Here is a 7,349-nt window from a genome sequence, read left to right as displayed (position 1 = left end):
TATGCAGCTGTCTCCAGTAGAGTATGAGAAACGCTATTTCCTGAGCTTGGAGAGTGTCTAGAAAATCCGGGGCGATTCAAATTGGTGTCCGGGGATTCTGCCAAATCAGGAAGTCTTTCTCAGATTTTCCCTAAGCGAAAGCTGCATTGAGCGGCTGGTTGGAGACTCATTCAGTTTCTGAGAATCGCGCTCGATGAAACTGGCCACCTGTTCCAGTTGACGCTGAAGCCAATCGACACGGCTATATCTCTCAGGCATATAGAACTTTCCGTTAAACCTGGGGTGGGATTGCTGGGCTGGGTTTGTTGTCGTCAAGGTTCATCGCCGTGACCTTGTAGTGAACCCGGCTTTCTGATCCTGCATTACGGTGTGGCTTTGGGGGATTCCTTGGGCCAACTGCTCGTAAGCCGCCTTGAGCGCCTGCTGCAAGTGCTCAGGGGTGGCCCCGTACAGGTTGAGCGCGACATGGACTTGGAAGGGCAGTTGCGTATACGCTGCAGTTGCCTGTCTCCGCGGTCTCGAACACTTACGCACTGGCGCATTAGCGTCCAAGGGGGCGAGCACCAGAGGTCACCCAACAACTTTGCCGACGATCTCTCTTAAAAGCTCAGACTCAGCCCCAGGCGCACGCCGTTGTCCTTATAACCATCGCCGAATTGCCCTGTATAACCCAGGCCCACCGTGGTGCCAGTGGTGACTTGCGCGGTGACACCCAGTTGCACCAGGCCGGTGTCTTGCGCTAATGGCGCGCCCTTGACGGTGAACGAGCCGCCACCGGCAAACGACAGCTGACGCTTCGGATCGAGGTCGTCGAACGCATGCTGCCAGCCCAACGTGCCCTGTAGCGCAACCGGTACCGAGCCCAACGTGGTCAGGGCCGTCGAGCCGTGCAGGCCAACGGTGCCGTAGGTCAGCTCGTCCTTCTCACCCTTGCCGTGCAGCTCTGTGCTGCCGCCGTGCTCCTTGAAGCTGTCGCTGTCTACCTTGACGTGGGCAAGACCCGCGAACGGCTCGACAGTAAAGTCACCCGCTGCGATGGCGTAACCCAGCTCGCCGAACACCTGGGTGGTGTTGGCGTCGTAGTGGGCCTTGTCATGATCGGCAATGTCGCCGACCTGAACATGACGGCTGCTGTCGATGTTGCTCCAGGCGTGCGACACGCCCACGCGCAAGTTGACGGCATCCCACTGGGCAGCGGTGAACAGGCTCAGCGACATGCTGTCGATCTCGCCTGAGGAGTTGCGCGCATCGATATCCAGATTGCTGCTGCCGTTACCGGCTGCCACACCCACGCGCCAGTTGTCGCCAACCGGCATGTCGATCCCCAGCAAGATGCCACGGCTGTCGTGGTCGAGTTGCGCGCTATTGCTATTGCCAGCGGTGTCTCCCCAACCGCCATAGCCCTGCAGCCAGAACGTGATACCGGTGTCGGCATCGATGTGCAGGATGGCGTCGGTCGACGCCTTCCCTTGGGCGGAGCGCAGGCGATTGCCGATGGCATCGCGCACATAACGGCTATCGTCGAACAGCGCGCCCTGGGTGCTGGCATGCAGCTCGCCAGAAAGGCTGTCGTAGGCAGCCTGGGCCTGCTCGGCGGTAAGCCCGCTGATGGCGTTGTACAGCGTGCCCGTGCGCAGCGATTCGACACCGGCGGCGGCCGCTCGTTGGTTGAAGGTGCTACCGACCGAGACGAAACTGACGTCGTTACGCTCCAGGGTCAGATCGACGCCGGTCGTGGAGTAGGCCACTTCAGGCGTGAGGAAAGCCAGGTTGCTGCTGACAGCGGCGAAGGTGCCGTTGAGCGCTGCGGCCTGGATGATGTTGTAGGCGGTGCTGGGCGCCCAATTGCCCGCACCGGCGAGTACCTCCAGGTTGGCGCCAGCAACGCTCACGGTGCCAGTGGCGACGAGTCGGTCCGAGCTGCCGTCCGGGTTGGCTTCGATCTCCAGGTTCGAGCCCGCGGCCAGGTTGACGTTGCCGTTGACGTGCAGCGTGCCGATGGAGTTGCCCGGATTGATCGTGGCCCCGCTGATGAGGTCGACGTTGCCATCAATGGTGCCGTGACCGCCGAGCATGGCGCCGCTGGCAACCCGCACGTTGCTGGCCAGGCTCGCCTCGCTGCCGGCCGCGCCGCCGACGATCAAGCTGCCGGCGTTCACTTGGGTACCGCCACCGACGCTGGACTGGCCGTTGAGCACCATCTTGCCGGTGCCTGCCTTGACCAGGCTGCCGGCGCCGCTGAGGTTGCCAGCGTAGACGCTGTTGGCGTTGCTGTTGCCCACCAGCAGCTCGCTGCCCGAGGCCAGCGCAAGGTCGCCCTCGCCACTCAAGGCGCCCAGCACGGTGATACCGCCGATGCTGACGGCAGCGGCATCGCTGACGTTCAGGCTGGCATTGCCCAGGGCGTTGTAACCACTCAGGGTCAGGCTGCCGTCGAGGATGTTGAGGAAACCGCTGAAGCTGTTGTCGCCGCTCAGGGTCAGGTTGCTGGCACCCTGTTTGGTCAGTGAGCCGGTGCCGCTGATGACGCCGGCGAGGTTGAGGTCATTGCTGCCGGCGAGGCTCAGTTCACCGGCGAGCGTGATGGCATTGCCCAGTGTGAGCGCCGAGCGGGTGTCCAGCGTGGTCTCCCCCGCGGCAACCAGGTTGCCGCTGCCCAGGGCACCGGCGTTGCCCAGCACCAGTGTGCCGCCATTGAGCAGGGTGCCGCCACTGTAAGTATTGGCACCGTTGAGGGTCAGGGTGCTGTTGCCGTTCTTGCTCAGCGAGCCATTCCCGCTGATGACGCTGTTCAGGGTCAGGTCGTGGCTGCCAGCCACGGCCAGCCGGCCGTCCAGCGTGAGCGCATTGCCCAGGGCCAGCGCCGCGCTGTTGTCCAGCGTGGTGCCGTCCGCAGCGCTCAAGCCGCCGCTGCCCAGGGCACCGGCATTGCCCAGTACCAGCGTGCCGCCATTGAGCTGCGTGCCGCCGCTGTAGGTGTTGGCTGCGTTGAGCACCAGGGTGCCGCTGTCGTATTTGCCCAGCGTACCTGTGCCGCTGAGCACTACATCAAGGGTCGCGGTGGCGTTGGGGTCGACGCGGATCGTGGCATTGCCCATGGTGCTGTTGACCAGGTTCAGCGCCCCTCCCGTGCCACTCTGCAGGCGATAGCCGTCGGTGACAAACTGCATGCCATTGGTGGTTTGCGTACCGTTGACCGTCACGGTGCCCGCCCAGCCCTGGAACACCGCGAAGCTGTTGGCCCAAGACTGGTTGGTGGTGGCGTTGACGTCGGTCCAGTTAGTGCTGCCAGTGCCCCAGGTGCCGCTACCACCCTCCACCGAACCGTTCGCGGCCACCTGGTTGCCGTCCCAGAACTGCACGGTGGTGCCCGGCATGGCAACGAGCAGGTTCACCTGGTTGAGCAGTGCAGTCTGCAAGGTCAGGTCGCTGGGGGTGAAGCTAACCGGCAGGCTGCCGATCAGCATGCCGTTGTCGGTCAGACCGCCGGTGTAGTCGAAGAGGCGGTACACGCCGTTGCCGAAGCTGCCCGCGTCGATGACGTTGAGGGTGCCATCGAGGGTCAGGTCTCCGCCGACGCTGACCAGCGCGTTGCCGCCACCGGAGGCCGGTGCGCCAAGGCTGGCATCGAAACTGGAATTGGCGTTGAGCACCAGCGAGTTCACCGACAGCGTGCTGCCGGTAGCGCCGGCCAGATGACCACCATCCGCCACGGTCACGGCTCCGCCGAGCGAGCCGCTGCCAGTCAAAGTGCCGCCGCTATTGACCAGCACGCTGGCGCTGTCCAGCGAGCCATTGATGTTCAAGGTACCGGCGTTGATCGTGGTGTTTCCGGTCAGGCTGTTGATGCCGGACAGTGTCAGGTCGGCCAGACCGTTCTTGGTCAGGGTGCCTGCCCCGGCAATCACGCCATCCAGGGTCAGGTTATTGTTGCCGGCCATGCTCAGGTTGGCATTGACGTTGACATTGTTGGCCAGCACCAGCGGCGCGCTGGTATCGAGGGTCGAAGCGCCCGCCACGGTCACCGCGCCGGAACCCAGACCCGAGGAGGTGCCGAGGATTACGGTGCCGGCGTTCAGCGTGGTGCCGCCGCTGTAGGTGTTGATGCCATTGAGAGTCAGGTTGGAGGCACCGTTCTTGATCAGACCACCGGTGCCGTCGACTATGCCGTTGAGGGTCAGCGCGTTGCTTCCGAGTATTGTGAGGTTGCCGTTGAGTGTGGCCGCGTTGGCCAGGGTAACGGCGGCGTTGCTGTCCAGCTGCGTGCCGGCGTTGGCGATCAACGCACCACTGCCCAGAGCGGTGTTGGTGCCGACTACAATTTTGCCGCCATCGAGTTGCGTGCCGCCGGTGTAGCTATTGGCCCCGTTGAGCATCAATGTACCGCTGTCGAGTTTGTTGAGAATGCCGCTGCCGTTGATGTTCACGCCGACCGTGGCAGTCACGCCCGGATCGACCCGCATCGCCGTGGTGCCGCCGGTGCCGTTGACGGCAGTCAGCAGCCCCGACGTACCGTTGACCACGTTGTAGCCATCGGTGAGGAACTGCATCCCGGTGAACAGTTGCGTGCCGTTGACCGATACCGTGCCGGCCGTGCCTTGGAACACCGCGAAGTCGCCGGCCCAGGTCTGGTTCACTATGCCGCTGGAATTGCTCCAGTTGCTGCCGCCGGCATTCCAGGTGCCAGTGCCGCCATCAACGGTGCCATTGGCGATCGTCTGGCTGCCGTCCCAGAAACGCAGGTTGTTATTCGGCGCCGACACCACCAGATTGATCTGATTACCCAGAGTCTGTACGAGGATGTCGCCGAGGCCGTAACCCACTGGAACACCGGCCACGGTCAGGCCATTGTCGGTCAGCGCACCGGCATAATTGAATAAGCGGTAGACCCCGACACCGAAGCCGCCGGCATCAGTGACGTTGAGGTTACCGTCGAGGGTCAAATTGCCGCCGACGTCCATCAACGAAGTGGTCGATGGCGTCGCAAGATTCGCATCGATATTGCTGTTGGCGCCCAGCGTCAGCGACGCGGCGGACAAGGTATTGCCCGAGGACAGCGCTAGGTGACCGCCGTTGTTGATATTGAGCGTTCCGAGAATCGAACCGCTGCCGGTTACGCTTGCGCCGGTATTGACGTTGACTTGGGCACTGGCCAGCGAACCGCTGAGGTTCAGGGTGCCGCCGTTGACGGCGGTGTCGCCTAAATAGGTGTTGGTGCCGTTGAGGATCAGATCGGCCGGGCCGCTCTTGATCAGGCCGCCCACTCCGGAGACCACGCCCGCGAGGGCCAGCGCGTTGCTGCCGCCGACGGTCACGTCGCCACCGAGGTTGACGTTGTTGGCCAGGCTTGATGCGGTACTGGCGTCCAGCGTGGTGCCATTGCCGGCGTTGAGGTTGCCGGTACCGAGGGCGGTGTTGGAGCCGACGACCAGTGTCCCGGCATTTAGCGACGTCGCGCCAGTGTAGGTGTTGTTACCGGTCAGGGTCAGGGTCGAAGCACCGGTCTTGATAAGGTTGCTGCCGCCACTGATCACGCCGCCGAGGGTGAGCGAGTTGGCGCCGCCAGCGGTGAGGTTGGCGTTTAGCGCAATCGCATTGTTCAACGTCACGTTGGCGCTGCTGTTGAGCGTGCCGCCCGCACCACCCACGTTCAGCGTGCCGATGCCGAGTGCCGCGGCGTTGCCGACGGTCAGGGTCCCGGCGTTGAGGGTGGTACCGCCGCTGAAGGTGTTGACGCCGTTGAGAATCAGGTTGGCCGCCCCGTTCTTGGTCAATCCGCCGCTGCCGCTGACCACGCCGCCGAGGGTCAGGCCGTTGATGGCCTGCACGGTCAGGCCGCTGGCGCCCAGGTTGATCTGGTTGGCCAGAGACAATCCGGCATTGCTGGGTTGGAGAATCCCGCCGTTGGAGGTCAGCACACCGCTGCCGAACGCGGCGTTGTCGTTGAACTGCGCGACACCGCCATTGAGGGTGGTCGCACCGCTGACCAAGGGCCCTTGCAAGGTCCAGGTGCCACTGTTGAGGGTCAGGTTGTTGAAGTTGACGTACGTCGCACTGGACGCCGTGCCGGTCCCAGTGGTGCCGCCGCCGAGGCCGATCGGGTTTTGCAGGATCAGCGTGTTGGTGCCGGCCGCACCGCCATCGATCGTCCCTGTGGGCGCGAAGGTCAGGTTGACGCCGGTTAAGCCACCGAGACCGCTGGAGACTTGCACGCCGTCACCGACGTTAACGCTCGAACCGGTGATCGCGTAGAAGGTGTTGATACTGCCCGCCCCCATCGACACGCCGCCAGTGATATTACCGGCATTGGTGAAGGTGTTGCCCGCCAACGACGTTTCGAACGCGATCCGGCCGTTGATTGTGCCGCTGGCACTATTGGTCATGTTGACTTGCGAACCGCCATACACCCCGACCACCGGGGTATCGGCCAGGGTGACCCCGCCCCCCGACAGCCCGGTGGAGCTAATTGTGCCGTCGTTGGTGATGGTCGTGGTGCCCGACACCGAGTTGTTCACGGCGATGGCCAGGCCCTCGACGCTGGTCAGGTTGTTACCGAGCAACATCCCGGTGCCGCGAATGATACCGGTGGTGGTGTTGACTACGCTGACCGTGCTGGTCGCGCCGGTGCCGATGAGTGCGCCACCACTGAGGACCGAAACCTGACCCAGCAAGGCCGGATCCAGGGTGCCGGAATTGTTCAGGTTGATGTTGGCCCCGGTCAGGTTGATGACCTTGCCACCCAGGGTGGAGTTCATCTGCGCACCCGAGGTCACGTTGACCGTCAGCCCGCTGGTAGCGCTGCTGTACTCATTAAGAAACAGCGGCAGCGTCGGAACGCCGCTGCAAGTGATTGTGCTACCGGCGGCTGAACAGTTGGCATGGGCCGATTGGCTGACCAGGGCGCCCAGTAGCAAGGCCGGTAGCGCCAGTTTGCGGAGGTGACGCGAGCCCTTGCGGCAACGCTTACTGTGTTCATGGGTCACTGTCCAGCAGCCCATTGAGGCATTCCACACTAGCGCAAATACTCGGTTCATTGCGTGCACTCCCTGTTTTTTTTTAGAAACGACTACACATCAAAATCGAATGGGCTGACGTCGAAGTGCCATAAGATAGTTCAGCATAGGGTATTTTGTAATATCACCTAGCCACTTTCCGGAGGCTACAGCCTATGTATTTTGAGAGTGCGCGTCCTAGAGCGGCTCGTGTGCGAAAAAAAGTGAAGGATGGTCTGAAGTAGGCAGCTATTTCTCAGCTGCTGAGCCATAGCGGTTCAAAAAACGGCAGCGTTCAAAATCGATCAAGTCTGCCGCGTATTTCATGCATTTTTTCCGCAGCAACCACCTTGCAGC

At 62.6% G+C, this 7,349-nt stretch carries 1 protein-coding gene; it reads right to left on the bottom strand.

Features of this window, described 5'->3' with window-relative positions; all coding sequences use genetic code 11:
• Positions 1 to 599 precede the first annotated feature (599 nt).
• The gene (locus tag CE491_RS00540) at positions 600 to 7,034 is read right to left on the bottom strand and encodes an autotransporter domain-containing protein (protein ID WP_199884913.1); all 6,435 of its coding nucleotides are present in this window, start codon (positions 7,032 to 7,034) and stop codon (positions 600 to 602) included.
• Positions 7,035 to 7,349: the final 315 nt, after the last annotated feature.

Origin of the sequence: Pseudomonas bohemica, assembly GCF_002934685.1 — a bacterium.
In the GTDB taxonomy this organism is placed as follows: Bacteria; Pseudomonadota; Gammaproteobacteria; order Pseudomonadales; family Pseudomonadaceae; genus Aquipseudomonas; species Aquipseudomonas bohemica.
This window is presented reverse-complemented; position numbering and strand designations above follow the sequence as displayed.